The 22,562-nt window shown below is 69.9% G+C and carries 23 protein-coding genes; 14 read left to right on the top strand and 9 right to left on the bottom strand.

What is annotated here, in order from left to right:
• The first annotated feature begins 11 nt into the window (after positions 1 to 11).
• The 5 genes from AC3CBB_RS05915 (at position 12) to AC3CBB_RS05895 (ending at position 5,528) form a co-directional block, all read left to right on the top strand.
• Positions 12 to 1,337: an MFS transporter gene (locus AC3CBB_RS05915; RefSeq protein ID WP_488626327.1), complete on the top strand. Its 1,326-nt coding sequence runs from the start codon at positions 12 to 14 to the stop codon at positions 1,335 to 1,337.
• A gap of 280 nt (positions 1,338 to 1,617) precedes the next feature.
• Positions 1,618 to 2,922 (top strand): RNA polymerase sigma factor, encoded by a 1,305-nt coding sequence (locus tag AC3CBB_RS05910; RefSeq protein WP_123504676.1) that lies wholly within the window; start codon positions 1,618 to 1,620, stop codon positions 2,920 to 2,922.
• A 39-nt stretch (positions 2,923 to 2,961) separates the two neighbouring features.
• Positions 2,962 to 4,221, top strand: coding sequence for a MurT ligase domain-containing protein (locus AC3CBB_RS05905; protein ID WP_488626326.1), 1,260 nt, complete (start codon positions 2,962 to 2,964; stop codon positions 4,219 to 4,221).
• Positions 4,218 to 4,961, top strand: coding sequence for a type 1 glutamine amidotransferase (locus tag AC3CBB_RS05900; protein WP_488626325.1), 744 nt, complete (start codon positions 4,218 to 4,220; stop codon positions 4,959 to 4,961). Before AC3CBB_RS05905 ends, AC3CBB_RS05900 begins: the two co-directional genes overlap by 4 nt.
• A gap of 48 nt (positions 4,962 to 5,009) precedes the next feature.
• Positions 5,010 to 5,528, top strand: a complete 519-nt coding sequence (locus tag AC3CBB_RS05895) for a metallophosphoesterase family protein (RefSeq protein WP_488626324.1) — start codon at positions 5,010 to 5,012, stop codon at positions 5,526 to 5,528.
• Positions 5,529 to 5,609: 81 nt separating this feature from the next.
• Here the strand turns inward: AC3CBB_RS05895 and AC3CBB_RS05890 are convergent, their stop codons facing one another.
• A complete protein-coding gene (locus AC3CBB_RS05890; RefSeq protein ID WP_123504672.1) occupies positions 5,610 to 5,831 on the bottom strand; it encodes a DUF7455 domain-containing protein in 222 nt (73 codons plus the stop codon).
• A gap of 244 nt (positions 5,832 to 6,075) precedes the next feature.
• Between AC3CBB_RS05890 and AC3CBB_RS05885 the strand changes: the two genes are divergently transcribed.
• The gene (locus AC3CBB_RS05885; protein ID WP_123504671.1) at positions 6,076 to 8,190 is read left to right on the top strand and encodes a DNA gyrase/topoisomerase IV subunit B; all 2,115 of its coding nucleotides are present in this window, start codon (positions 6,076 to 6,078) and stop codon (positions 8,188 to 8,190) included.
• 163 nt (positions 8,191 to 8,353) lie between these two features.
• On the opposite strand, the gene AC3CBB_RS05880 is transcribed toward AC3CBB_RS05885, so the two are convergent.
• Positions 8,354 to 10,816, bottom strand: a complete 2,463-nt coding sequence (locus AC3CBB_RS05880) for a DNA gyrase/topoisomerase IV subunit A (RefSeq protein ID WP_488626323.1) — start codon at positions 10,814 to 10,816, stop codon at positions 8,354 to 8,356.
• 59 nt (positions 10,817 to 10,875) lie between these two features.
• Here AC3CBB_RS05880 and AC3CBB_RS05875 point away from each other — a divergent pair, with 59 nt between their 5' ends.
• Complete coding sequence (locus AC3CBB_RS05875) at positions 10,876 to 12,003, top strand: alkaline phosphatase family protein (RefSeq protein ID WP_488626322.1); 1,128 nt, start codon at positions 10,876 to 10,878, stop codon at positions 12,001 to 12,003.
• Between the two features lie 56 nt (positions 12,004 to 12,059).
• Here the strand turns inward: AC3CBB_RS05875 and AC3CBB_RS05870 are convergent, their stop codons facing one another.
• From AC3CBB_RS05870 to AC3CBB_RS05850, 5 genes are all read right to left on the bottom strand, one after another.
• Positions 12,060 to 12,335: a hypothetical protein gene (locus AC3CBB_RS05870; RefSeq protein ID WP_488626321.1), complete on the bottom strand. Its 276-nt coding sequence runs from the start codon at positions 12,333 to 12,335 to the stop codon at positions 12,060 to 12,062.
• Between the two features lie 9 nt (positions 12,336 to 12,344).
• Positions 12,345 to 12,773: an ASCH domain-containing protein gene (locus AC3CBB_RS05865; protein ID WP_488626320.1), complete on the bottom strand. Its 429-nt coding sequence runs from the start codon at positions 12,771 to 12,773 to the stop codon at positions 12,345 to 12,347.
• 148 nt (positions 12,774 to 12,921) lie between these two features.
• Positions 12,922 to 13,230: a helix-turn-helix domain-containing protein gene (locus AC3CBB_RS05860; protein ID WP_123504667.1), complete on the bottom strand. Its 309-nt coding sequence runs from the start codon at positions 13,228 to 13,230 to the stop codon at positions 12,922 to 12,924.
• 98 nt (positions 13,231 to 13,328) lie between these two features.
• Positions 13,329 to 14,033, bottom strand: a complete 705-nt coding sequence (locus AC3CBB_RS05855; RefSeq protein ID WP_488626319.1) for an alpha/beta hydrolase — start codon at positions 14,031 to 14,033, stop codon at positions 13,329 to 13,331.
• 137 nt (positions 14,034 to 14,170) lie between these two features.
• On the bottom strand, positions 14,171 to 14,374 hold the full coding sequence (locus tag AC3CBB_RS05850; protein ID WP_123504665.1) for a hypothetical protein: 204 nt from the start codon (positions 14,372 to 14,374) through the stop codon (positions 14,171 to 14,173).
• An 86-nt stretch (positions 14,375 to 14,460) separates the two neighbouring features.
• Here AC3CBB_RS05850 and AC3CBB_RS05845 point away from each other — a divergent pair, with 86 nt between their 5' ends.
• Positions 14,461 to 15,027: a hypothetical protein gene (locus AC3CBB_RS05845; RefSeq protein WP_488626318.1), complete on the top strand. Its 567-nt coding sequence runs from the start codon at positions 14,461 to 14,463 to the stop codon at positions 15,025 to 15,027.
• Positions 15,024 to 15,146: a hypothetical protein gene (locus AC3CBB_RS05840; RefSeq protein ID WP_255410930.1), complete on the top strand. Its 123-nt coding sequence runs from the start codon at positions 15,024 to 15,026 to the stop codon at positions 15,144 to 15,146. The genes AC3CBB_RS05845 and AC3CBB_RS05840 overlap by 4 nt, the downstream gene beginning before the upstream one ends.
• A 128-nt stretch (positions 15,147 to 15,274) precedes the next feature.
• Here AC3CBB_RS05840 and sepH read toward each other — a convergent pair whose 3' ends face one another.
• Positions 15,275 to 16,519, bottom strand: coding sequence for a septation protein SepH (sepH, locus tag AC3CBB_RS05835; RefSeq protein WP_488626317.1), 1,245 nt, complete (start codon positions 16,517 to 16,519; stop codon positions 15,275 to 15,277).
• Positions 16,520 to 16,745: 226 nt separating this feature from the next.
• Here sepH and AC3CBB_RS05830 point away from each other — a divergent pair, with 226 nt between their 5' ends.
• The gene (locus AC3CBB_RS05830; protein WP_488626316.1) at positions 16,746 to 17,039 is read left to right on the top strand and encodes a DUF4193 domain-containing protein; all 294 of its coding nucleotides are present in this window, start codon (positions 16,746 to 16,748) and stop codon (positions 17,037 to 17,039) included.
• Here AC3CBB_RS05830 and AC3CBB_RS05825 read toward each other — a convergent pair.
• Positions 17,014 to 17,469 (bottom strand): DUF3093 domain-containing protein, encoded by a 456-nt coding sequence (locus AC3CBB_RS05825; protein ID WP_123504661.1) that lies wholly within the window; start codon positions 17,467 to 17,469, stop codon positions 17,014 to 17,016. The genes AC3CBB_RS05830 and AC3CBB_RS05825 overlap by 26 nt on opposite strands.
• A 38-nt stretch (positions 17,470 to 17,507) precedes the next feature.
• Here AC3CBB_RS05825 and dut point away from each other — a divergent pair, with 38 nt between their 5' ends.
• The 4 genes from dut (at position 17,508) to acnA (ending at position 22,555) form a co-directional block, all read left to right on the top strand.
• On the top strand, positions 17,508 to 18,038 hold the full coding sequence (dut, locus tag AC3CBB_RS05820; protein ID WP_488626315.1) for a dUTP diphosphatase: 531 nt from the start codon (positions 17,508 to 17,510) through the stop codon (positions 18,036 to 18,038).
• Positions 18,038 to 18,772 (top strand): DUF3710 domain-containing protein, encoded by a 735-nt coding sequence (locus AC3CBB_RS05815; protein WP_488626314.1) that lies wholly within the window; start codon positions 18,038 to 18,040, stop codon positions 18,770 to 18,772. The genes dut and AC3CBB_RS05815 overlap by 1 nt, the downstream gene beginning before the upstream one ends.
• Before the next feature lie 4 nt (positions 18,773 to 18,776).
• Positions 18,777 to 19,499 carry a DUF3159 domain-containing protein gene (locus tag AC3CBB_RS05810; protein ID WP_488626313.1) on the top strand — a complete coding sequence of 241 codons (723 nt, stop codon included), beginning with the start codon at positions 18,777 to 18,779 and terminating at the stop codon, positions 19,497 to 19,499.
• A gap of 233 nt (positions 19,500 to 19,732) precedes the next feature.
• On the top strand, positions 19,733 to 22,555 hold the full coding sequence (gene acnA, locus AC3CBB_RS05805; protein ID WP_123504657.1) for an aconitate hydratase AcnA: 2,823 nt from the start codon (positions 19,733 to 19,735) through the stop codon (positions 22,553 to 22,555).
• Positions 22,556 to 22,562: the final 7 nt, after the last annotated feature.

Here is a 22,562-nt window from a genome sequence, read left to right as displayed (position 1 = left end):
AGGGTTGCGGGGTGAATTCCGCTCGCGCCTGGCTCGTCTGGGGCGCCGCGGTCTTCGCCTACGTCGTCGCCGTCCTGCAGCGCTCGTCGCTCGGCGTCGCGGGCGTCGACGCCCAAGACGTCTACTCCATCTCGGCGGCGACGCTCTCGACGCTCGCGGTGACCCAGATCGTGGTGTACGCCGGGCTCCAGGTGCCCGTGGGCGTCATGCTCGACCGGGTCGGGCCGAAGTTCCTGCTCGTGCTGGGGGCGGTCGTGCTCGGTCTCGGCCAAGCGGTCGTCGCCGTCTCGCCGCCGCACATCGGCGTGGCCATCGCGGGCCGCATGCTCGTCGGAGCGGGTGACGCGATGACCTTCATCTCGGTGATCCGCCTGCTGCCGTCGTGGTTCCGCGGGCCGGTGCTGCCTCAGGTCTCGCAGTGGACAGGCAACCTCGGGCAGATCGGGCAGATCCTCTCGGCGATCCCGTTCGCCGCCGTGCTGCACACGGCCGGCTGGAGCACGGCATTCGCGGTCGCCGCCGGTGTCGCCGGCGTATCGGTCGTCGTGCTGATGCTGGTCGTGCGCGACTCTCCCGTCGGCCGCACCGAGCTGCCCGTCGTCGCCTCGTGGGCCGCCGCCGGACGTCAGCTCGCCGAGAGCGTCAAGCGCCCCGGAACCCGGCTCGGCTTCTGGTCGCACTACGTGACCCAGTCGTCGGGCACCGTGTTCAGCCTGCTCTGGGGAGTTCCCGCGCTCGTGGGCGGCCTCGGCTTCAGCCGCGGCGAGGCGTCGGGGCTGCTCGCGCTGCTCGTCGTCACAGGGGTCGTCGCAGGCCCCCTCCTGGGTCTGCTCACCGCGCGGTTCCCGCTCCGCCGGTCGAACCTCGTGCTCGGCATCGTGTCCGTGCTCGGGCTGATGTGGACCCTCGTGCTCGCGTGGCCCGACCGGCCGCCGCACTGGCTCGTCGTCGCGCTCGTCGTCGCCCTCGGGGTCGGCGGGCCGGGCTCGCTCATCGGCTTCGACTTCGCACGCACCTTCAATCCGCTCCGCAGCCTCGGCGTAGCCAACGGCATCGTGAACGTCGGCGGGTTCCTGGCGAGCTTCGTGATGATGTTCCTGATCGGCATCGTGCTCGACGCCCTCCACGGCGCCGGGGTCGCGGCGGGGGATCCGCAGCCTCTCTTCGCCTGGTCGAACTTCCGCGTCGCCTTCTGCGTGCAGTACGTGATCGTCGGAGCGGGAGTGGTCGGGCTGGTCGTCGACAGGCGACGCACGAGGCGCCGCATGCACCTCGAGGAAGGAATAGAAGTGGGCCCGCTCTGGGTTGCACTCTCCAGGAAGTTACGCCGCCACTAGCAGTGAATGCCCCCTTTTGTAAACGGGTCGCTCTCGGGCGTGCAATAATTACTCACGGACCCTTTCTTGTCCCTTGGTGAAATGCCTCGGGGCTTGACATGGGTCCTTGCTGTGCCGCTTTGGCAGGCACAGTCACCCGAACCGAACTGCCCGAAACCGAACTCTCTGGCCGACGACAAGCAGGATCAGCGTCGTCGTCCTCCCCGCCTTGCAGTCGCAGAACCACCGACGGCGCAGGGCCTCCACCGACTTTTCGAAGCCCGAGTGAAAGGTGCACCCAATGGCTACTCGCACCAAAGCCCCCGTCGCCGCCGCCGTGACCGACACCGACGACATCACCACCGAGGACGCGGCTGTCGCCGCCCCCGCCGCCAAGAAGCCCGCTGCGAAGAAGGCTCCTGCCAAGAAGGCGCCGGCCAAGGCGAAGGCATCGCCCGCCAAGGCCAAGGCCGCCGGCAAGTCGGCTGACGACGACGAGGAGGACGACGAGCCCGAGGTCGTCGTCGCCGACGACACCGCCGAGACGACCGAGACCGCGGACGGCACCGAGACGGCCGACGGCGAGGAGACCACCGACGCCGAGAAGGCCGCCGACGAGGTCCTCCCCACCGGCGCCCTCGTCATCTCGCAGGACGACGACGACGAGATCCCCGTCTACTCGTCGACCATCACCGGCGCCACCGCCGATCCGGTCAAGGACTACCTCAAGCAGATCGGAAAGGTCGCGCTCCTGAACGCGGCCGAAGAGGTCGAGCTCGCCATGCGCATCGAGGCGGGCCTGTTCGCCGACGACAAGCTGGCCAACTCGACGGGCCTCTCGAAGGAGCTCGAGCGCGAGCTGCGCTGGGTCTCCCGCGACGGCCAGCGCGCCAAGAGCCACCTGCTCGGCGCCAACCTCCGACTCGTGGTGAGCCTGGCCAAGCGGTACACCGGCCGCGGCATGCAGTTCCTCGACCTCATCCAGGAAGGAAACCTGGGCCTCATCCGCGCGGTCGAGAAGTTCGACTACACCAAGGGCTTCAAGTTCTCGACGTACGCCACGTGGTGGATCCGCCAGGCCATCACCCGCGCGATGGCCGACCAGGCCCGCACCATCCGCATCCCCGTTCACATGGTCGAGGTCATCAACAAGCTCGCCCGCGTGCAGCGCCAGATGCTGCAGGACCTCGGCCGCGAGCCCACCCCCGAAGAGCTGTCGCGCGAGCTGGACATGACGCCCGAGAAGGTCGTCGAGGTCCAGAAGTACGGCCGCGAGCCCATCTCGTTGCACACCCCGCTCGGTGAAGACGGCGACAGCGAATTCGGCGACCTCATCGAAGACACCGAGGCCGTCGTGCCCGCCGACGCCGTGGGCTTCACGATGCTGCAGAAGCAGCTCGAGTCGCTGCTCGACAGCCTCTCCGAGCGTGAGGCCGGCGTGATCCGCATGCGCTTCGGGCTCGGCGACGGGATGCCCAAGACCCTCGACCAGATCGGCGACACGTTCGGAGTGACGCGCGAGCGCATCCGCCAGATCGAGTCGAAGACGATGGCCAAGCTGCGCCACCCGTCGCGGTCGCAGTCCCTCCGCGACTACCTCGAATAAGAAGCACCCATCGCCGACGCAGCCGACGCTAGGAATCCTTTGAAGTACGTTCTCCCCATCCTCCTCGGGCGTCTCGTCCGCGTTCTCGCAAGGGCCCGAGGGGGTGGGTCGGCGTACCCCGGCTACCTCGTCCTCAAGCTGCTCCCGACCTTCCTCACGGATGTCACCAGGCAGTTCGACCGGGGCGTCCTGTTCGTGCTCGGCTCGAACGGCAAGTCGACGACGACGCACATGCTGTCCGACATCATGCGCTCGCACGGCCTGCGCGTCTTCACGAACCCGACCGGGGCCAACCTGCCGCAGGGCATCGCGTCGGCGCTCCTCTCCGAGGTGAGCCTGTTCGGGCGACTCAAGGCCGACGTCGGCGTGCTCGAGGTCGACGAGGCGTTCGCCGTCGAGCTCTCCGGTCATCTGCACCCCTCGACGGTCCTCATGCTCAACGTGCAGGTCGACCAGCTCTACCGCTTCTACGAGACCTCGCGCGTCGCCGACATGATGACCGACACGGCCGCCACCGCGGGCACCCACGTCGTCACCAACCGCGACGACGAGTACCTCGGCCCGTTCGAGAGCGCCACGCTCGACGTCACCCGCTTCGGCGCGTCGCCGGCCCTGGTCGCCGCGGCGCCTCACGGGCTGCAGAATGCCAGCGCGTACGACAAGGGCGCAGGAACGCGCGCTCTCACCGCCGAGGCCGAGGTCACCGCGCTGACCGCCACCGGCGCCACCATCGCGCTCGGAGACCAGGCCGTCGACGTCCGGCTCCCCGCCAAGGGGCTCCACTACGCGGTCGACGCGGCCGCCGCGATCCAGACCGCCCGCGTCGCGCTCGGCCCCGAGTTCGACTCCCAGAAGGCCGTCGCGGCCTTCGCCGCGATGAAGCCGGCCTACGGCCGTGGTGAGCGCCTGAAGATCGGCAGCGACGAGGCCGAGTTCGTCATGTTCAAGAACGCGGCGAGCCTGCAGTTGAACCTCGACGCCCTGGCGACGGCGCCCGAGCAGGTGCTCCTCGCAATCGACGAGGGCACCCCCGACATCTCGTGGATCTACGACGTCGACTTCTCGTCGCTCGACCACGTCGACGTGGTCTCGGGCGCGAAGGCCTGGCAGATCGCGCTACGCCTGGAGCATGCAGGCATCCCGATCGGCACCGTCGAGCCGCAGATCGAGAAGGCCATCGACCGGATGAAGGCCCTGCCGTCGCCGTCGGGCAAGACGAAGAACTTCATCGTGAACTACGAGCAGATGATGATCGCGCGCAAGATGCTCGGCTACCCCGACCTGGAGAAGCGAGCATGACCGACCTGACCATCCTCCAGCTCTATCCCGAGCAGCTCGGCGTCTCGGGCGACGGCGGCAACGTCGTGACACTCGCCGAGCGCGCCCGGCGCGGCGGCCTCGACGTGGCCGTGACCGAGCACCGCCCCGGAGACGCGCTTCCCGCGGCGGCCGACGTCGTGCTCATCGGCAGCGGCCCGCTGTCCACTCTGCGCGCCATCCACTCCGATGTGCTGCGGTTCCGCGACCTCCTCTCGGACTGGTCGGACGCCGGGGTCCCTGTCGTCGCCATCGGCGGCGGCATGGAGATCCTCTCGCGCGGAATCAGCGGAGAGGGCGCCGACCTCGAGGGCCTCGGCTTCTTCGACGCGAGCGCGCACCGGGGCGCCCAGCGCCGTGCCAACTACTTCAAGGTGAGCACGCCCTACGGAGGTGGCTCGCTCGACCTGCTCGGCTTCGAGGACCACGCGACGCGCTTCGAGCTCGGCGCCGGCGCGAGCCCGTTCGGCGCCGTCGTCAGCGGCGGTGGCAACGGCGACGGACGCGAGGGCGTCATCCGCGGAGCCTCCTTCGGCACGCAGATGAAGGGGCCGGCGCTGCCCCTCAACCCGGCGCTCACCGACCGAGTGCTCACGGCGGCGGTCGCTCGCACGGGCGGCGCGTACGCCGTGGCCGAGGCCCACGCGACGCTCGACGAGTACGCGACGAAGTCGCGCGAGGTCATCTCGGCGAACCTGGAGCATGTCTTCAAGGCGATGTGACGGCGGCGGGTGGCAGTTCCTGCGCCCGCTTCTCGCTAGCGTGGCACCATGCCCACCCGCGTGACCCTCGTGTCAGACACTCACGTTCCGAAGCGCGCCAAGCAGCTGCCGGAGACCGTCTGGCGGGCCGTCGAGAGCGCCGACGTCGTGATCCACGCCGGAGACTGGGTCGAGCTGTCGATGCTCGACGACTTCGAGCGGCGATCGAGGCGCCTCCTCGCCGTCCGCGGCAACAACGATGGGCCGGAGTTCGAGCCGCGCCTTCCGCTGGTGGCGACGGCCGACATCGAAGGCGCGCGCATCGTCGTGGTCCACGAGACCGGCCCCGCGCTCCGCCGGGAGGAGCGCGCCGATGCGGAGTACCCCGAGGCCGACGTGATCGTCTTCGGCCACAGCCACATCCCGTGGGACTCCGTGACAGCGGCGGGTACGCGGATGCTCAACCCGGGGTCGCCGACCGACCGGCGCCGCCAGCCGGCATGCACGTTCATGACCCTGGTGCTCGACGACGGCCGTGTTCGCGATGTCGAGGTCGTGCGGTTGCCTCTCCGGTCGTCGCCGAAGTAGGTAGGGGAGAACGGCAGAAGACCCGCACCCCGGTGGGGGAGCGGGCCTTCTTGGAAAGTCTGTAGGTGAGGAGCCGGGCTCTTAGTGGAGCTTGGCCGTCTCGTCGAGCCATTCGATGGCGTTCGGCTGCAGCTTCTCCTTGAACTTGGCGCCGTGGTGGGCGCAGAACAGGAGCTCACCGCTCGCCATGGTCGCTCGGATGTACGCCTGGGCTCCGCAGCTGTCGCAGCGGTCTGCTGCCGAGAGCTGGTAGCGGGAGCCGAGCTCGTCGACGGCTGTGTGGTCGGTGGCCATCTGAGTCATGTGATGCTCCTCCAATACGGTGGTGCGCGGGTTCGTGACACTCATCAAAACACGGGAACGTTTCGTCCGTGCGACATTTCGCCGGATTTCGCTGTTCGCGTACGGGATTGGACGACCCCAGTCCGGGGAGCCCTCCCGTGCGGGTGTCGGGCACGGAATGGCCCGGTGACGCACGTATTCTTAACGCGTCGCTTGTGCGGATTCATTCCTGGGCAACGACGAAGAAGCACCTGAATGGAGATCCGTGGCAACCACCCCGCCGTCCCAGTACGAAGCACGTCACCTGTCGGTGCTCGAGGGTCTGGAGGCGGTGCGCAAGCGCCCGGGCATGTACATCGGCTCGACCGATTCGCGCGGCCTCATGCACTGCCTCTGGGAGATCATCGACAACTCGGTCGACGAGGCCCTCGGCGGCTTCGGAACGTCGATCGACGTGGTCCTGCACGCCGACGACAGCGTCGAGGTCCGCGACACCGCCCGCGGGATCCCCGTCGACATCGAGCCGAAGACCGGCCTCACGGGCGTCGAGGTCGTCTTCACGAAGCTCCACGCGGGCGGCAAGTTCGGCGGCGGCTCCTACGCGGCATCCGGCGGCCTGCACGGCGTCGGAGCCTCGGTCGTGAACGCCCTCTCGGAGCGCCTCGACGTCGAGGTCGACCGTGGAGGCAAGACGCACGCCATGTCGTTCCACCGCGGCGAGCCCGGCACCTTCGCCGACGGCCCCGACGGGCCCACACCCGACGCGACCTTCACGCCGTTCGAGAACGGCAGCGTGCTCCGCGTCGTCGGCAAGGCGCCGAAAGCCGCCACCGGCACGCGCATCCGCTACTGGGCCGACCGGCAGATCTTCACCAGGGGCGCCGCGTTCGTCACCGACGACCTCGTCAAGCGCGCCCAGCAGACCGCGTTCCTCGTTCCCGGCCTCACGATCCGCGTGCGCGACGAGCGCCCGGTCACCACCGCCGACACCGAGGGCAATCAGCCCCTCGAGTCCGTCTTCTCGTACGAGGGCGGCATCTCGGAGTTCGTCGACTTCCTCGCTCCCGACAAGGCCGTCACCGACACCTGGCGCCTGCAGGGCACCGGGCACTACACCGAGACCGTCCCCGTGCTGAACGACCACGGGCAGATGGTCTCGACCGACGTCAAGCGCGAGTGCGAGGTCGACATCGCCCTGCGCTGGGGCGAGGGCTACGAGACTGTCACGCGCAGCTTCGTCAACATCATCTCGACGCCCAAGGGCGGCTCGCACCAGACCGGCTTCGACGCCGGGCTGCTGAAGTTCTTGAAAGACCAGGTCACGTCGAACGCCCGCCGCTTGAAGGTCGGCAACGACAAGCTCGAGAAGGACGACATCCTCGCCGGTCTCACCGCCGTGCTCACGGTGCGACTGCCCGAGCCGCAGTTCGAGGGCCAGACCAAGGAGGTGCTCGGAACCCCCGCCGTCCGCCAGATCGTCTCGAACGTCGTCGCCAGAGAGATGGCCGCGATCTACGCGTCGCCGAAGCGCGACGACAAGACGCAGGCCGCCGCGGTGCTCGACAAGATCGTCACCGAGATGAAGTCGCGCATCGCCGCCCGCGCTCACAAAGAGACGCAGCGCCGCAAGAACGCGCTCGAGTCGTCGTCGCTCCCGTCGAAGCTCGTCGACTGCCGTTCGAGCGACGTGTCGTCGAGCGAGCTGTTCATCGTCGAGGGCGACTCCGCGCTGGGCACCGCACGGGCGGCCCGCAACAGCGAGTACCAGGCGCTGCTGCCGATCCGCGGCAAGATCCTGAACGTGCAGAAGGCGTCCGTCAGCGACATGCTGTCGAACCTCGAGTGCGCGTCGATCATCCAGGTGATCGGCGCCGGATCGGGTCGGTCGTTCGACCTCGACGTCGCCCGCTACGGCAAGGTCATCATCATGAGCGATGCCGACGTCGACGGCGCGCACATCCGCACGCTGCTGCTCACGCTGTTCTTCCGCTACATGAGGCCGATGATCGAGGCCGGCCGCGTCTTCGCCGCCGTGCCGCCATTGCACCGCGTCGTCGTGATCAACCCCGGATCGAAGCCGAACGAGACCATCTACACGTACTCCGAGGCCGAGCTGCACGGTGTTCTCGCCGGGCTGAAGAAGTCGGGCAAGAAGTACCAGGATCCGATCCAGCGCTACAAGGGCCTCGGCGAGATGGACGCCGAGCAACTGGCGACGACCACGATGGACCGCACCAACCGCATGCTTCGCCGCGTGAAGGTCGAAGACGCCGAGAACGCCGGCCGGGTGTTCGAGCTGCTGATGGGCAACGATGTGGCGCCGCGCAAGGAGTTCATCATCGACGGGGCCGGCCTGGCGCGCGAGCGCATCGACACCTAGACGCCGCTCCGAAAGGTCCGAGCCGTTCTGGAGGGTCCGGGCCGTTCTGGAGGGTTCACGCGGCGGGGTCGCGACAGCCCCGTCGTCCCCGCCGAATCGGCTCGCGCCCGCCGTCGCGTCGGCGGGGGTGTCCCGATTCGGCGGGCTCAGCGCCGCAGCCGGCTCAGGCGACAGCGCCACCGATCGACCCGACCACCGAGTCGAGCGGCGTGCCCGACGCGTCGCGCCGGGTGAGCGTCGCCGGAAGCTGCCTCACGCCGCCGTCGGCTCCGACGGCCAGCGCCGGGGCAACGCCGACCCAGGCGACCGCGAGGCCGTCCTCGCCCTTGAGCAGGGCGTGGGCGCGCACACCGCCGGTGGCGCGGCCCTTGGCGGGGTAGTCGACGAAGTCGCTGACCTTCGCGCGCCCGGGATCGGCCCCGGCGATGGTCGCCGCCGAGGTCGAGATCGTGGCGACCACGGCGTCCGAGCCGCCGGGCACGACCCCGAAGAAGAGCGCGTTGTCTCCGGCGCCGAGCGAGATGCCGGCGACGCCACCGCCGGCCGGCCCCTGCGGGCGCACCAGCGAGGCCGAGTAGCGGAGCAGCTGCGTCTTCGCCGTCACGAACACCATCTCGTCGCTGTCGGGACCCTGCGCGACCCCGACGACCGAGTCGCCGGCCTTGAGCGCGATCACCGGGAACTCCGGCTTCGACGGCCAGGCGCCCGGGGTCACGCGCTTCACGATGCCCTGCGCCGTCCCGAGCGCCAGCGGCTGATCGAGGTCGAGCGACACGAGGCCGAGCACGGTCTCGCCCTTCGCCCAGGACGGCAGCGCCAGGTAGTCCTTGATGGGCACTCCGGCTCCGAGCTGCACCGACGACGGCGGCGCCGCAGGAACGTCGACCGGCGTGAACCGGATCAGCCGCCCGGTCGAGGTGACCGCCCCGATCTCTGCCCGGGTCGTGGTGACGACGCTCGACCGGATCGCATCGTGCCTGGTGCGGCGCGATGGCGGCACGGGTGCTGCGCCGTCGGACTCGGCGAGATCCACGCGCAGGATCCGCCCGGTCGTCGACAAATACACCTTCGTGGGCACGTCGGCCACCTCGAGCACGGGCGCGTTCTTCCGCGCCGACGAGGCGATGGACGGCGCGGCCTCGGTGAGCAGGGTGCGACGCGGCGTGCCGAACTGGTCGGCGATGTCGGCGAGCTCGCTCGACACGAGGGCGCGCAGCTTGGCGGGGTCGCCGAGGAGCTCGCGGAGTTCCTGGATCGCCGCCCGCAGCTCGTCTCGCTCGGTCTCGAGCTCCATGCGGCTGAACTTCGTGAGACGGCGGAGGCGCAGCTCGAGGATGTACTCGGCCTGCAGGTCGCTCAGGTCGAAGACCTCGCGCAGACGCGTCTTGGCCGCGTCGGAGTCGTCGCTCGTGCGGATCACCTGGATGACCTCGTCGATGTCGAGGATCGCGATCAGGAGGCCCTCGACCAGGTGCAGGCGGTCTTCGCGCTTCTGCAGGCGGTAGCGGCTGCGCCGGGTGACGACCTCGAGGCGGTGCGCGACGAAGACCTCGAGCAGCTCCTTCAGGCCGAGCGTGCGGGGCTGGCCCTCCACGAGGGCGACGTTGTTGATGCTGAAGCCGTCTTCGAGCGGCGTGTGCCGGTAGAGCTGCTCGAGCACGGCCTCGGGGCTGAAGCCTGTCTTGATCTCGACGATGAGGCGCATGCCGTGGTGGCGGTCGCTGAAGTCGTTGATGTCGGAGATGCCCGTGAGCTTCTTCGCGTTGACGCCGTCTTTGACCTTCTCGATGACCTTCTCGGGCCCGATCAGGTAGGGCAGCTCGGTGAAGACGAGGCCCTTCTTACGGGCGGTGAGGTTCTCGATCGAGACCTTGGCCCGGACCTTGAAGCTCCCTCGGCCGGTCGCGTAGGCGTCGCGCACGCCGGCCAGGCCGGCGATCGTGCCGCCGGTTGGGAGGTCGGGGCCGGGCACGAAGGCCATGAGCTCGTCGAGCGTGGCGTCGGGGTGATCGATCAGGTGACGAGCCGCCCCGACGATCTCGACGAGGTTGTGGGGCGCCATGTTCGTCGCCATGCCGACGGCGATGCCGGAGCCGCCGTTGACCAGGAGGTTGGGAAAGGCCGAGGGGAGGACCTCGGGCTGCATCAGCTGGTTGTCGTAGTTGGGCACGAAGTCGACGACGTCTTCGCCGAGGCCCTCGTTCATCGCCATGGCGGCCGGGGCGAGGCGGACCTCGGTGTACCGAGCGGCGGCGGGCGGGTCGTCGAGCGAGCCGAAGTTGCCGTGGCCGTCGATGGTCGGGAGGCGCATGGTGAAGTCCTGCGCCAGGCGCACGAGGGCGTCGTAGATCGCGGAGTCGCCGTGCGGGTGGAGCTTGCCCATGACCTCGCCGGTGACGCGCGCGCTCTTCACATGGCCGCGGTCGGGGCGCAGGCCCATCTCGGACATCTGGTACAGGATGCGGCGCTGCACCGGCTTGAGGCCGTCGCGAGCGTCGGGCAGGGCGCGGGAGTAGATGACCGAGTAGGCGTACTCGAGGAACGACCCCTGCATCTCGGTCGAGACGTCGACCTCCTCGATGCGCTCGCCCTCGTAGGCTCCGCCGGTGCTGTCGGTCGTCGTCATTCAGTCCTTCTACTGTTGCCACGAAACCCGGCCGCCGCGGCTGTGCCAGACTGGGCCGGATGACGACCATGGTACCGGCGCGAGACCCCGCGACCCGGAGCCTGGCCGACGTGCTCCCAAGCTGTGTCGCGGCGCTCCGCGGCGAGGCGAACGCCCTCGGCTTCCCGGCGGCGACGCAGATCGTGGTGGTGATCGTCGACGGGCTCGGCGCCGCCGCACTCAAGCAGCGAGCCGCCTACGCGCGGACGCTGGCCGCCGCGTCCACCCCGTTCTTCTCGGGCTTCCCGACGACGACCGCGGCGTCGCTGGCGACCATCACCACCGGCACGCTCCCCGGCCAGCACGGCCTCGTCGGCTACAGCGTGCTCGACGGCGCCCACGACCGAGTGGTCAAGCAGCTCTCGGGCTGGGACGACAGGCTCGACCCGCTCACCTGGCAGCGCGTGCCGACGGTCTTCGAGACGCTGAAGGCGGAGGGCGTCGCCTCGTACGCGGTGGGCCCGGCGCGGTACGCCCGCACCGGACTCACGCACGCGGTGCTGCGCGGTGCCACGTACACGTCGGCCGACTCGGTGGAGGCGAGGTTCGACGCCGCGGCGCGGTTGCTCGGAGTTCCTGCGCCCTCTGTGACGTATCTCTACGTGCCGGAACTCGACGTGGCGGGTCACCGGTCGGGGTGGGAGTCTCCGGAGTGGTCGGCCGCCCTCGAGCTCGTCGACTCGCAGCTGCGCACGCTCGTGGCGGGCCTGCGCCGAGACCAGGCCGTCGTCGTCACGGCCGACCACGGCGTGCTCGACGTGAAGCCGTCCAAGCACGTCGTCTTCGGCGGCTCGCCCGAGCTCGTCGACGGCGTGCGCCATGTCGCGGGGGAGCCGCGGTGCCTGCAGCTGCACTTCGAGCCCGACCTGTCGCCGTCCGACCGGGCGACGCTCGTCGGGGCCTGGCACGAGTCGGAGGACGACCGCTCGTGGGTCGTCACCCGTGACGACGCGATCGCCGCCGGCTGGTTCGGCGAGGTCGCACCCGAGGTGGCACCGCGTATCGGCGACCTGCTCGTCGCGGCCCGGAAGGGCATCGCCTACTACCGCTCCGCCGACGAGCGCGGCCGCGGGATGATTGGGCAGCACGGCTCGTGGACGGCGGAGGAGACGCAGGTGCCGCTGGCGCGGTTCGGGGCGTTCGCGTGAGGTTCGGCGTCGTTCGCTGAGGCCCTGTCATCGCTTCTTCGTCGCGAGGGCCTGCCTCAGCGACGGCGGACAGATTGCTGGACGCCGGCGCCCACGCCGTGCTCGGCCTCGAAGGCGGCGAGACGGCGCGTGCCGACGATCCGCTCGCGGAGGCCCACCACGATCCAGAACACGGCCATGGCCAGGTAGGCCCAGGCGAACCACCGTGACGAACCCGACGCGATCAGCTCCCCGAGGCTCAGGACCACGAAGACGAAGCCTCCGATCAGCGCGAACAGACCGTAGTTGCGACGCCGGTCGATCGCCATGCGCTGCTGGATCAGGGAGGGCATGGCTCGACCCTACGACTCCGACGCCGAGGATGTCTCGACGACGCGGAACCGCTCCAGCACGACCATCGTCGAATCGTCGAGGGTGAAGTCGCGGCCGAGCTCGGCTCGGAGCGGCTCGGAGGTCCAGAAGCGCTCGTGCCCGGCGCGCCACTGGGCGACCGACGCGTAGCCCTCGCCCTCGGCGACGGCGTGCTCGAGCGTCACGTCGCCGAGCCGCACGACATCGACGCGGGTCGTCTCGAGCACGAAGCGCGGGCGGCCGTCGGAGTCGATGGCGGTGCCGCGAGTTCCTGCGACCGGAATCGGCTCGCCCTCGACCTCGTACTCGAGCAGCAGGGAGCTCGTGCTCGTCTTCGCGCCCGACGCGACCGCGGCGAGGAGGCTGTCGCGGAGGGGACCGGGGAAGGCGAACTCGATGGGCGGGAGGTCGTGGTGCATGGGTCGAGTCAATCAGCGCTGGTTGCTCGCCGGGGATGTTCGGGCGGGGTGTCCTCGGGAACGTGCGCTGGGCGGGGGTCGATCCTTGGGGGGCATGCACGATGGGGCTGAGATCCTTGCGAGCGCGCACGGCGTCCTCAGACGAGGATCACGCCGCCAGTCGGTACTCGCCGCGCCGCGCCGCCACCGCGTCGCCGTGCAGCCGCCGCGCCACGCCTGCCGTCAGGTCGAGCAGCGAGGCGTCGAGCGATGCGCCGATGGCGGCCAGGATCTCGCTCGACGGCTCCTTGATGCCGCGCTCCACCTCCGAGAGGTACTGCGGCGACACGCCCGCGCGCTTGGCAACCGATCGCAACGACTCGTCACGAGACTCGCGTCGGCCGCGGAGCTGCTCTCCGACGAGCTCGCGCCAGAGGGCGGGCTTGCGGGTGGTGGGGGCGTCGTCCTGAGGCGTCATGTCGCGAGTAAATCAGGTGCGGGGCGCCGGACGCCGGGCAGTCCGCTCTCAGCAGACGCGGCGCGCGCCGCACATGCGACCGGGAGCCCGCACCCGCCTCACCCCAGCAGCGCCTCGATCTGCGCCACCACCAGGTCGGGCCGCGTCACGAAAGGGTGGTGCCCGGTCGCGAGCTCGGCCGACCGGGTCGCCCGCGCGGCGTGGAATCGCTGCAGCTCGACGGACGTGCTGCGGTCGTCAGCGCACACGAGGTACGTCGAGTCGACGCCCTGCCAGCCCGCTGCGGTCGTCGGAGTCAGGAACGCGCCGGCGTCCTGAGCGGTGACCCGGCTCCAGCCGTCTTCCTGAGTCGCAGCGTCGGCGTCCTGAAGAAAGCGCGCTCCGAACGACCGGGCGTCGTAGCCGTCGCCGGCAAGGCGTCCGTCGCCGGCGTCGCGGATCTGCACCGGGTCGGTCTCGCCGCCCATGATCGCGCCCTGCGACATCCCGATGTCGGGCAGATACGACGACACGTAGACGAGGTGCGCCACGGCGGGATGCGCGCCGGCCTCGGCGATGACGGTGCCGCCGTAGGAGTGACCCACCACGATGGCGGTGTCGGCGGTGGCGTCGAGTTCCTGCATGAGTGACGCCGCGTCAGCGGCCAGGCCGGTCGCGTCGTCGCGGGCAGGGATCTCGCCACAGGACGGCAGAGCCACCGCGCGGCTGCGGATTCCGGTGCGGGCGGCGAGAAGCTCGGCGGTGCGGTGCCACCACCAGTCGCCGTCGCGGACGAGGGCGCCGTGCACGAAGAGGAGTTCCATGGGTCGACCCTACGGAGGCAGCGGGCCTGCCGCGCGCGCCTCTGCTGAGGGCGGTCGCGCGGTCGGCACCACGTTCGGGACTCCACAGACGAGAAGGACTCTGTGCCGAGTCCTCACCAGCGCGCGACGGACTGGTCTTACTCGCCCCGCCGCGACTCGCTGCGCTGCGAGACCGCGCCGCGCGGCCACACCACGATGAGCGCCGTCGCCAGGGGCCCGATGAAGAGCGACGCCACGAACCAGCGCCACCGCGACCTGCTCTTGCTTTCGGCGAGCCCGGCGTTGATCAACGCGAGCGTCAGCCAGCCGATGGGCGCGAGGCCCGAGTCTGTGTAGTCCATGAGATCCCCCTCTCGACGACAGTACCGGTGAGCAGCGGGGGTACGAACCTGAACCCGGCTCACGACCCCTCCGTTAGCGTGTCGTGATGACAGAGACCCCCGAAGACAGGCTCAGCGGCGAGCTCCAACCCGGCGAACGCCTGCTCTGGTCAGGATGCGGCGATCCGTCTGTCGTCTTCGCTCGCTCTGACGTGTTCCTGATTCCGTTCAGCCTGCTCTGGGGAGGGTTCGCGATCTTCTGGACCGCTCAGGCGGCGGCATCCGGCGCTCCGCCCTTCTTCCTCGTGTTCGGCGGCCTCTTCTGCCTGATCGGCCTCTTCTTCATCGTCGGACGCTTCTTCGTCAAGGCCCACCGCAAGCGCACGACGACCTACGCGATCACCGACCGTCGCGCCCTGTCGAGCGACGGCCGGTCGACCCGGCAGACACGCCTGCCCGGCCCCGACCACACCGTCACCTGGTCGTCCGACCGCGCGCACGTCTCCGTCGTCTGGAACCAGCCAATCGCCGGCGGATTCTTCACCGGCAACCGCACACCGTGGCCCGTCAACTCGGGCATGGACGGTCTGTTCGGCACGCCGTCGCCCCTCGGGTTCTACGACGTCCGCGACGGTGCCGCCCTCGTCTCGGCTCTCCAGGCGGCCTACCGATGACGACCCCGGGCGCAGGAACTGCCCGTCGCCGCCCGTCCCTCGTCGTCGTCCTGATCGGCGTCGGCCTGCGTCGCTGCGCCGCCTCTCACGAGCCCCAGCTGGCCGGCGCGGCCGCCTGACCTTCGGCCCACGATCGGGACTCGGCACCGCAGATCATCGTGGTGTGCAGTCCTGATCGCGGTGCGGCCAGCGGCCCGGTGGTGTGGAGTCCTGATCGTGGTGCCGAGGCCGGTGTGGTGGTGCGGCGTCAGGCCGGATCGTCGTCCGAGCGCGCGCCGAACACGATCTCGTCCCAGCTCGGCATCGACGCGCGGCCCTTGCGCGCGCGCGGCACCTTGCGCGCCTCGGACACGCGCGACTCGGAGGGACGGGGCTCCGACGCACGCGGCTCGTCGGCGGGCGCAGACGCCGGTCGGCGCGATGCCGTCGGGTGCGTCGCGAGCGGCTTCGTGACGCGAGGCGCCTCGGCCTCGGGAGTGACACCTGAGCTCGAGGCCGCGCCGTCGGCTGAACCGCCGAGCGTCTCATCGAAGTCGTCGAGCGGCACGTCGATCACCCGGATGCCGCCGGTGGAGGGGTGCGCGGCCCTCGCGCCGGCCAGCGGGTCGTCGTCACCGAAGCGGGCGGCCTCGCGCTCTCCGCGGCGGCGGCGGAGCGCGTCGAGGAGGTCGGCGGTCTGGTTGTGGGCGCTCTCGGCTTCAGGCGCACGGTTCATCGCTGCGAGCGACGCGGCGCTCCAGCCCTCGCGGGCGCGGGCGTGAGCGCTCGTGGGGGCGGGCTCGGCGGGGGCGGGCTCCTGCTGCACCTCGAAGGCGCCGCTGTCGAAGCGACCGCTGTCGTCGGGGTTCGACGATCCGGCCGGGGCGGCAGTTCCTGCGGGGAAAGCGGGGGAAGCGGGGGAGTCGGACACGGCTCGGAGCCGCGGCACGAGGGAGGAGTGGTCGGCGTCCTGGCGCGAGAGGGTGTGCGCGTCGCCGGAGAGCGGGGCGAGCCCCTGCTTCTTCGGGTCGAACCGCCAGGCGGCGTCGCGCTCGACCTCGCTGGTCGTGTAGCTGACGTGGACGATCCAGCCCTCGGCGTCTTTGTAGCTGGTCCAGTCGCGCGCCGTCGCCTCGGCCTCGTCGAGGCGGGAGTCGATGACGGCGCCGAACCGAGCCGACTCGGAGGCGCCGACTCCGGCGACGCTGACCGGGACGGCACGCGCCGACTCGAGCAGGAAAGCGCGCTCGTCGAGCACGGGCCCCTCGAAGCGCCGGACGTAGCCGATCTCGGCGCCGGTGTCGGCGGAGACCTGTTCAGCCGTACGGCCGGCGCGGATGCTCGCCTGGATCTCGCGCGGGGACACCCGGTGCTTCACGGGGGTCTGGTCGGGGTCGGCCTGGCGAAGCTGCGACTGCAGCGAACCGGTCACGGGCAGGCGGAATTCGCTCCCGGCATCGGTCGCGACGAGCAGTGCGCCGCTCTCGACTCCGACGACTCGCAGATCTTGCATGGTGTCCCGCCTTTCGCCTTCGCGATTAGCGCTCAGGATGCCACGGCAGGGGCGCTGATCCGGGGAATAACGCGGGCGTGCCGCAAGTTGTGGTCGTGCGGCTTCGGGCAGTCGACGAGGCCCTCCGGCGGGTTTGCCATCGACTTTCATCTGATGCAAACTGTGGCCGCCGATTTCGGCACACGGCCGGATATTCGCAGCAGGACTGAGACAGAACTGGAGTGGCATGGCCACCGACTACGACGCACCTCGCAAGACCGACGACGATTCCGAGTCGATCGAGGCGCTGAAAGAGCGGGTTCCCGACTCGATGTCGGGTGTAGTCGACGTCGACGACGCCGACAATCCCGGAAGCTTCGAACTCGCCGGGCAGGATCTCAGCGATCTCGACCTCGACGTCGTCGTGCTGCCCCCGCAAGTCGACGAGTTCACCTGCGTCGAGTGCTTCCTGGTCAAGCACCGCTCGCAGCTCGACCACGAGACCAAGCTCGGGCCTATCTGCCTGGAGTGCGCGGCCTGATCCCGTCGATCGCCGCCGACAGCCGAGTCGGGTGGCGAGTCGAGACGAGCCAGTAGGGCGCCGGGTCGTCCGGGTCGGTCAGATCGATCTTGAGCACCGGCTTGACCCAGCCCCGAAACAGCGTCCAGGCGCGGGCATCGAGCCGCGTTCCCCGTTGGGCCGTCGCATCCTCTCCGGAGAACGCGGCGGCCTCTCCTATCTCTCCCGGGTAGAGGATCGCCCGCCCGGCGCGGAACCCCTCGTCGTCGACGGTCAGCACGGGCGACCCGAACCAGAGCATCAGACCGAAGACGGCGAACAGCCCGACGCCAACAGCCCAGCCGACCGGCACATTGATGGGCAGGAACACCAGCACGCTCGCGGGCACGACCATCAGCAGGGCGAGGAAGACTTGCGGCGGGGGAGAGAGGCGTTCGCGGTACGAGGTCATAGGACTATTCGACCAGACTTCTGCACTACCCTCGACACGTGCCTCAGCCACTCGATGTCCCGTTCGCCCCGCTGGGCGAGGCGGACGCACCCTCGTACGCGCACCCCGGCGACGCCGGCGCCGACCTGACCAGTCGCGAGAGCCTCACGCTCAAGCCCGGTGAGCGCGCACTCGTCTCGACCGGCGTCTCGATCGCCCTCCCCGAGGGCCACGTCGCATTCGTCGTGCCGCGCTCGGGTCTCGCCGCCAAGCACGGCATCACCGTCGTGAACTCCCCGGGCACCGTGGATGCGGGCTACCGCGGCGAGATCAAGGTGACCCTGCTGAACACCGATCCCCGCACCGCGTTCGAGGTCGGGGTCGGCGACCGCATCGCCCAGCTGATCGTGATGCCCGTCGTGCGCGCCGCCTTCGTACCCGTCGAGACGCTCCCCGAGAGCGCCCGCGGCGCCGGCGGCTTCGGCTCGACCGGCACGACGGCCTTCGCCGCGTCCACCCCTCCAGCAGCCGCATCGACCGGCACCTCGACAACCGCGCCCGCCGAGGGCGCCCCGACAGAAGGCAACTGATGAGCAGAAAGTCCCGGCGCGAAGCCGCAGAAGCAGAGGCCGTCGAGTCGGTCGAGGTCGACGCCGTCGAGATCGCGAGCGACGACGACGCGGTCGAGCTGGTCGAGGCCGAAGAGGCCGAGACCTCTCTCATCTTCGACGACAAGTCCGCGCCCGCCGACCGTGCCGAAGAGGGCCCGCTCGACGAGACCGAGGCCAACCCGGTGCGCCCCTACGTCGACCTGGGCGGCGTCAAGATCGTGCCGCGCGAGGGCCTGCACCTCCGCCTCGAAGTCGAAGAGGGCTCCAAGCGAGTCGTCGCCGTCGGTCTCGACTTCGCCAAGTCGACGCTGCAGGTGCAGCCCTTCGCCGCGCCGCGCTCGACGGGCCTCTGGCACGAGATCCGCGACCAGATCGCCGACCAGATCCGCAAGCAGGGCGGCACGACCAGCGAGGTCGAGGGCCCGTTCGGCCCCGAGATCCGGGCTGAGATCCCCGTCGCCGCCGGCGCCGAGGCGACCGCCGGCCAGACCTCGCGCCTGGCGCGCTTCGTCGGTGTCGACGGTCCGCGCTGGTTCCTGCGCGGCGTCATCGCCGGCGACGCCACCGTCGACCCCGAGGCCGCCGAGAAGATCGAGGAGCTGTTCCGCAGCGTCGTCGTCGTGCGCGGCACCGAGCCCATGCCCCCGCGCGACCTGATTCCGCTGCACATGCCGAAGTCGACCCCGGGCGACGCGGGCACGACCACCGTCTGACGCCGTGACCGATCCCCACCGCGACGACGAGCCCGCCACCTCCCTCTCGGCCCAGCTGCGCGCGGCCGCGCAGCGCGCCGGCATCGGCCAGGTCGCTCCGGGCGAGGTGCCCACCGGCCACGCCCTGCTCTCGGCGATCGGGGGAGTCCGCGGCCTGGTCGAGTCGATCCTCCCCGGTCTCGCGTTCCTGGTCATCTACACGGCGACGCAGGAACTCCTGCCCTCCGTCCTCTTCCCCGTCGCCATGGGAGTGGTGTTCGTCGTGATCCGCCTCGTGCAGCGGGGCCCGGTACCCCAGGCGTTCGCGGGCCTGCTGGGCATCGCCATCTCGGCCGCCCTCGCGCTGCTCTCGGGCCGCGCCGTCGACAACTTCCTCCCGGGCATCGTCATCAACTCCGTGTCGGCGTTCGTGCTGCTCGTCAGCCTCGCGGCGCGCTGGCCGCTCATCGGCATCGTCGTCGGCCTGCTCACGAACGAGGGCGGAGCCTGGCGAGCCGACCGCGCCAAGCGACGCGTGCTCACGCTGGCGACCTGGCTCTGGGTGCTGCTCTTCGCCGTGCGCCTCGCCGTCGAGGTGCCGCTCTTCCTGGCGAACGACGTGTCGCTGCTCGGCGCCATGAAGCTCATCCTGGGCGTGCCGTTCTATGCGGCCATGCTCTGGGTGACGTGGCTGCTGGTGCGGACGGTCTACGCCGCGCGCGCCGCCGACGAGGCTGCTGCGTCGTAGCCGGCGCGCAGTTCCTGCGCCATCTGCCCAGGTCGGGGGTTCTCGCCGCCGAGAAGCCCCGACCGGGGAGAGTCGCGAGCCCGAACCGCAGCGACAGTGCTAGATTTATCTCGACATCAAGATAAATCGACGCGGGCGGCCCTGCTGGGCGCCGCGGACTTAGGCTGGCCTTGCTGGTGAAGCGGTTCGTTTCGCCGGGATGATGAGGCCAGTCAGCGCAAGGGAGACGGCACGTGTCAGACGTAAACAGTTTCGGCTCGAAGAGCACTCTCACCGTCGGTGAGAAGACGTACGAGGTCTACCGCATCGACGCGGTACCGGGCTTCGACAAGCTGCCCTTCAGCCTCAAGGTCCTGCTCGAGAACCTGCTTCGCACCGAAGACGGCGCGAACGTGACCGAGTCGCAGATCAAGGCCCTCGGGTCGTGGGTACCCGAGTCCGAGCCCGACACCGAGATCCAGTTCACGCCGGCCCGCGTGGTCATGCAGGACTTCACCGGCGTGCCGTGCATCGTCGACCTCGCCACCATGCGCGAGGCGATGGCCGACCTCGGCGGCGACCCCACCAAGATCAACCCGCTCTCGCCGGCCGAGCTGGTCATCGATCACTCGGTCATCGCCGACCTGTTCGGCTCCGAGAACGCCCTCGAGCGCAACGTCGAGCTCGAGTACGAGCGCAACGGCGAGCGGTACCAGTTCTTGCGCTGGGGCCAGACCGCGTTCGAGGACTTCAAGGTCGTGCCGCCCGGAACGGGCATCGTGCACCAGGTCAACATCGAGTACCTGGCGCAGGTGACCTACACGCGCACAGTCGACGGCGTGCTGCGCGCCTACCCCGACACCCTCGTCGGCACCGACTCGCACACCACGATGGTCAACGGCCTGGGCGTGCTCGGCTGGGGCGTCGGCGGCATCGAGGCCGAGGCCGCGATGCTCGGCCAGCCCGTGTCGATGCTGATCCCCAAGGTCGTCGGCTTCAAGCTGTCCGGCGTGATCCCGACCGGGGTCACCGCGACCGACGTCGTGCTCACGATCACCCAGATGCTGCGCAAGCACGGCGTCGTCGGCAAGTTCGTCGAGTTCTACGGCGAGGGCGTCGGCGCGGTGCCGCTGGCCAACCGCGCCACCATCGGCAACATGAGCCCCGAGTTCGGCTCGACCGCCGCCATGTTCCCCATCGACGACGTGACCCTCGACTACCTGCGCCTCACCGGCCGCAGCGACGAGCAGGTCGCCCTCGTCGAGGCGTACGCGAAGACGCAGAGCCTCTGGCACGACCCGTCTGTCGAGCCGAGCTACAGCGAGTACCTCGAGCTCGACCTCGCCACTGTCGTCCCGTCGATCGCCGGGCCGAAGCGCCCCCAGGACAGGATCGAGCTCTCGCAGGCCAAGAGCCAGTTCGAGGTCGACCTCGGCAACTACGCCGACGCCGAGGAGCACTCGGGCGTCGACGAGGCCGTCGAGGCGACGTTCCCGGCGTCCGATCCTGTCGGTCTCACCGCCCAAGACGAGACCTCGGCTCACGAGCACTCCCACACCCATGCCGCCTCGGCCACGCCGTCGCACGCGTCGAAGCCGTCGCCGGTCACCCTGTCTGACGGCTCGGAGTTCACGCTCGACCACGGCGCCGTCGCCATCGCGGCGATCACGAGCTGCACGAACACGTCCAACCCCTCGGTCATGCTGGCCGCCGGCCTCCTGGCCCGCAACGCCAGCCAGAAGGGCCTCAAGGCCAAGCCGTGGGTCAAGACCACGCTCGCTCCCGGCTCGAAGGTCGTCACCGACTACTACGAGAAGGCCGGGCTCACCGCCTACCTCGAAGACCTGGGCTTCTACACGGTCGGCTACGGCTGCACCACCTGCATCGGCAACTCCGGACCGCTGCTCGACGAGATCTCGACCGCGGTGCAAGACAACGACCTCGCCGTCACGGCCGTCCTCTCGGGCAACCGCAACTTCGAGGGCCGCATCAACCCCGACGTCAAGATGAACTACCTGGCCTCTCCGCCGCTGGTCATCGCCTACGCCCTCGCCGGCTCGATGAACTTCGACTTCGAGACCGATGCTCTGGGAGTCGACGAGTCGGGCGCCGACGTCTACCTGCGCGACATCTGGCCCGAGGCCTCCGAGGTGCAGAAGACGATCGACGAGTCGATCGACACCGGCATGTTCACGCACGAGTATGCCGGCGTCTTCGACGGCGACGAGCGCTGGCGCGGACTCCCGACCCCCGAGGGCTCGACCTTCGAGTGGAGCGACGAGTCGACCTACGTGCGCAAGCCCCCGTACTTCGAGGGCATGACGATCGAGACGACCCCGGTCACCGACATCTCGGGTGCCCGTGTGCTCGCGAAGCTCGGCGACTCGGTCACCACCGACCACATCAGCCCCGCCTCGACCATCAAGGTCGACAGCCCGGCCGGCCGCTACCTCGCCGAGCACGGGGTCGAGCGCAAGGACTTCAACAGCTACGGCTCGCGCCGAGGCAACCACGAGGTCATGATCCGCGGAACGTTCGCGAACATTCGCCTGCGCAACCAGCTCCTCGACGGCGTCGAGGGCGGCTACACGCGCGACTTCACGAAGCCCGACGCCCCGCAGTCGTTCATCTACGACGCCAGCGCCAACTACCAGGCCGAGGGCACCCCGCTCGTCGTCCTGGCCGGCAAGGAGTACGGCTCCGGCTCGTCGCGCGACTGGGCGGCCAAGGGCACCTCGCTGCTCGGGGTCAAGGCGGTCATCACGGAGAGCTTCGAGCGCATCCACCGCTCCAACCTCATCGGCATGGGCGTCGTCCCGCTGCAGTTCCCCGCGGGCGAGACCTGGGACTCCCTCGGCCTCGACGGCACCGAGTCGATCAGCATCGCCGGGCTCACCGAGCTGAACGACGGCACGACGCCGAAGACGGTCCACGTGACCGCCGAGCCGACGGAGCACTCGCCTGCGGGCAAGCAGACCGTCGAGTTCGACGCCGTCGTCCGCATCGACACCCCCGGTGAGGCCGACTACTACCGCAACGGCGGGATCCTCCAGTACGTCCTGCGTTCTCTGGTGTAGTCCTCTC

The sequence above is a fragment of the Frondihabitans sp. OV104 genome (assembly GCF_057787745.1).
This window is presented reverse-complemented; position numbering and strand designations above follow the sequence as displayed.

Excerpts from the sequence above, each read along its gene's own strand:
- AC3CBB_RS05910 (WP_123504676.1), top strand. The coding sequence starts at position 1,618 with ATGGCTACTCGCACCAAAGCCCCCGTCGCCGCCGCCGTGACCGACACC.
- AC3CBB_RS05900 (WP_488626325.1), top strand. The coding sequence starts at position 4,218 with ATGACCGACCTGACCATCCTCCAGCTCTATCCCGAGCAGCTCGGCGTC.
- AC3CBB_RS05895 (WP_488626324.1), top strand. The coding sequence starts at position 5,010 with ATGCCCACCCGCGTGACCCTCGTGTCAGACACTCACGTTCCGAAGCGC.
- AC3CBB_RS05890 (WP_123504672.1), bottom strand. The coding sequence starts at position 5,831 with ATGACTCAGATGGCCACCGACCACACAGCCGTCGACGAGCTCGGCTCC.
- AC3CBB_RS05880 (WP_488626323.1), bottom strand. The coding sequence starts at position 10,816 with ATGACGACGACCGACAGCACCGGCGGAGCCTACGAGGGCGAGCGCATC.
- AC3CBB_RS05875 (WP_488626322.1), top strand. The coding sequence starts at position 10,876 with ATGACGACCATGGTACCGGCGCGAGACCCCGCGACCCGGAGCCTGGCC.
- AC3CBB_RS05870 (WP_488626321.1), bottom strand. The coding sequence starts at position 12,335 with ATGCCCTCCCTGATCCAGCAGCGCATGGCGATCGACCGGCGTCGCAAC.
- AC3CBB_RS05865 (WP_488626320.1), bottom strand. The coding sequence starts at position 12,773 with ATGCACCACGACCTCCCGCCCATCGAGTTCGCCTTCCCCGGTCCCCTC.
- AC3CBB_RS05860 (WP_123504667.1), bottom strand. The coding sequence starts at position 13,230 with ATGACGCCTCAGGACGACGCCCCCACCACCCGCAAGCCCGCCCTCTGG.
- AC3CBB_RS05855 (WP_488626319.1), bottom strand. The coding sequence starts at position 14,033 with ATGGAACTCCTCTTCGTGCACGGCGCCCTCGTCCGCGACGGCGACTGG.
- AC3CBB_RS05850 (WP_123504665.1), bottom strand. The coding sequence starts at position 14,374 with ATGGACTACACAGACTCGGGCCTCGCGCCCATCGGCTGGCTGACGCTC.
- AC3CBB_RS05845 (WP_488626318.1), top strand. The coding sequence starts at position 14,461 with ATGACAGAGACCCCCGAAGACAGGCTCAGCGGCGAGCTCCAACCCGGC.
- AC3CBB_RS05840 (WP_255410930.1), top strand. The coding sequence starts at position 15,024 with ATGACGACCCCGGGCGCAGGAACTGCCCGTCGCCGCCCGTCCCTCGTC.
- sepH (WP_488626317.1), bottom strand. The coding sequence starts at position 16,519 with ATGCAAGATCTGCGAGTCGTCGGAGTCGAGAGCGGCGCACTGCTCGTC.
- AC3CBB_RS05830 (WP_488626316.1), top strand. The coding sequence starts at position 16,746 with ATGGCCACCGACTACGACGCACCTCGCAAGACCGACGACGATTCCGAG.
- AC3CBB_RS05825 (WP_123504661.1), bottom strand. The coding sequence starts at position 17,469 with ATGACCTCGTACCGCGAACGCCTCTCTCCCCCGCCGCAAGTCTTCCTC.
- AC3CBB_RS05815 (WP_488626314.1), top strand. The coding sequence starts at position 18,038 with ATGAGCAGAAAGTCCCGGCGCGAAGCCGCAGAAGCAGAGGCCGTCGAG.